The organism is Actinoalloteichus spitiensis RMV-1378 (assembly GCF_000239155.1).
GTDB lineage: Bacteria > Actinomycetota > Actinomycetes > Mycobacteriales > Pseudonocardiaceae > Actinoalloteichus_B > Actinoalloteichus_B spitiensis.
Window position 1 is genome coordinate 1 of sequence record NZ_AGVX02000075.1, and the last position, 1,717, is coordinate 1,717.

Consider the following 1,717-nt stretch of genomic DNA (forward strand, 5'->3'; position numbering starts at 1 on the left):
GCCGCCGCGTCCACCGGCGGCGCACCAGGTGGTCGCCGGCCGCGTGCAGGTCGCGCACCGCGTTCGGCTTGTGCGGGCCGGCGCCGTCCAGGTGCCACTGGCGGCCGCGTTCCCCGCCGCCGCGCACCCCGGCGATGGCCATCACCCCACCGGCCAGCACCCAGGTGAGCGCGTCGGGTTGGAACCCGGGGCGGAAGGTGATCCCGAAGCCCCCGTAGCAGGTGAGCACCGTCGGCCGTGGCCGACGGCCGCCGCGCTGGCGCAGCGCCAGGATCGTCATCGGCACCTCGGTGCCGTCGTCGGAGGGGTAGCTGGTGCGCAGCACCTCCACCTCGTCGCGGCGGGTCACCGCCTCGGTGGGCGTCATGTCCCCGGTGCGGACGTCCACCCGCCACACCGACAACGGTGTCACCCAGTCGGTGTAGCTGACGGCGAGGACGAACGGGTGGTCGGTGGGGTTGACCGCCGACACCGTGCCCGGTCCGGGCAGCCGCACGTCGGTCAGCAGCCGGCCGTCGGTGGCGTCGTGCACGGTCAGCGAGCCGTAGCCGTCGAGGGTGCGCAACGCCACCAGGCGTTCGGCGCCCTCGACACCGGCCAGGCTCACCGAGGCCAGCACGGACGGTGGCTGCTCGGGCAGCACGGTGCGCCAGGACCGCCAGGCGCCGTCCGCGTCGGGGTCGGCCACGACGAGCCGGCCGAAACGCGCGCCGTCGGTGGTCACCGCGAACAGCCGTCCACCGTGGTCGACCAGGACCCCGCCCACCGAGGTGCCGGTCAGCTCCAGCCCCCGGACCTCGCCGTCGGCGTGCCGGTCGGCGACCAGCAGGGTGGTGTCCCGGCTGGTGCCGTGCCGGCGGCACACCACCAGCCACCGGTCGTGCCACAGGGCCAGGTGGTAGCGGGTGACGGGCTCGTCGTCGCCGGTGACCAGCTGGTCGGTGATCCACGGGTGGCCCACCCGGTGCAGGTAGACCCCGCTGCCCGGGCGGTCCAGGTGTCGGCGGGCGTAGTAGTAGGACCGTTCGTCGGCCAGCCAGCACACCGGGGAGTAGCGGGTCAACGGCGAGGTCTCCACCACCCGCCGCGCCGCCACGTCGACCACGTTGAGGGGGGTGGTGTCCTCGGCGCCGTCCACCGTGGTCTGCACGGCCAGGTAGCGGCCGGCGGGGGAGGGCTGCCAGCGCCGTACCGTCACCCCGTCCCCGCCCAACTGGGCGGTGTCCACCACCGCCCGCCACGGCGCGTCCGGTTCGTCGGCGACCTGGAGGGTCCACCGCCGCAACGCTGAGGACCGCCCCACCCGGAACCGGCGGGCCCCGGCCGGTTTCACCGGGGACGCCGTCGGCCCGGCGACCAGGCCGCGCAGCAGCCGCCGGATACCGGACTGGCCGGGCAGGCCGGTGAGGTGGACCTCGGCGAGCGCCTGTTGGGCGGCGACCCAGTCGCGGGTCGCGGGGCGCAGCGGGTCCTCCAACCACCGGTAGGGGTCCTCGACCCGCAGGCCGTGCACCAGTTCGATCCGCTCGGTCCGGGGGCACTCCGGGTAGCCCAGGCTCATCGTGTCCTCCCTCCCGTGAGGGGCCGTGGTGGTGGCTGCGCCGCGTCGGCCCGGGTCGCCCCGACGTCGGGCCGGGCACCGGGGTGGGCGGTGGTGTCCTGCCGGGAGGGCTCGGGGGCCGCCCGCGCGTGGTCGGCGTCCGCCGCGACCGGGGTG

1 protein-coding gene is annotated in these 1,717 nt (G+C 76.1%); it reads right to left on the reverse strand.

Annotated elements, in window-relative coordinates; all coding sequences use genetic code 11:
• A partial coding sequence (locus ACTIDRAF_RS0203740; RefSeq protein ID WP_016697377.1) for a prolyl oligopeptidase family serine peptidase occupies positions 1 to 1,561 on the reverse strand: 1,561 nt, incomplete at its 3' end.
• Positions 1,562 to 1,717: the final 156 nt, after the last annotated feature.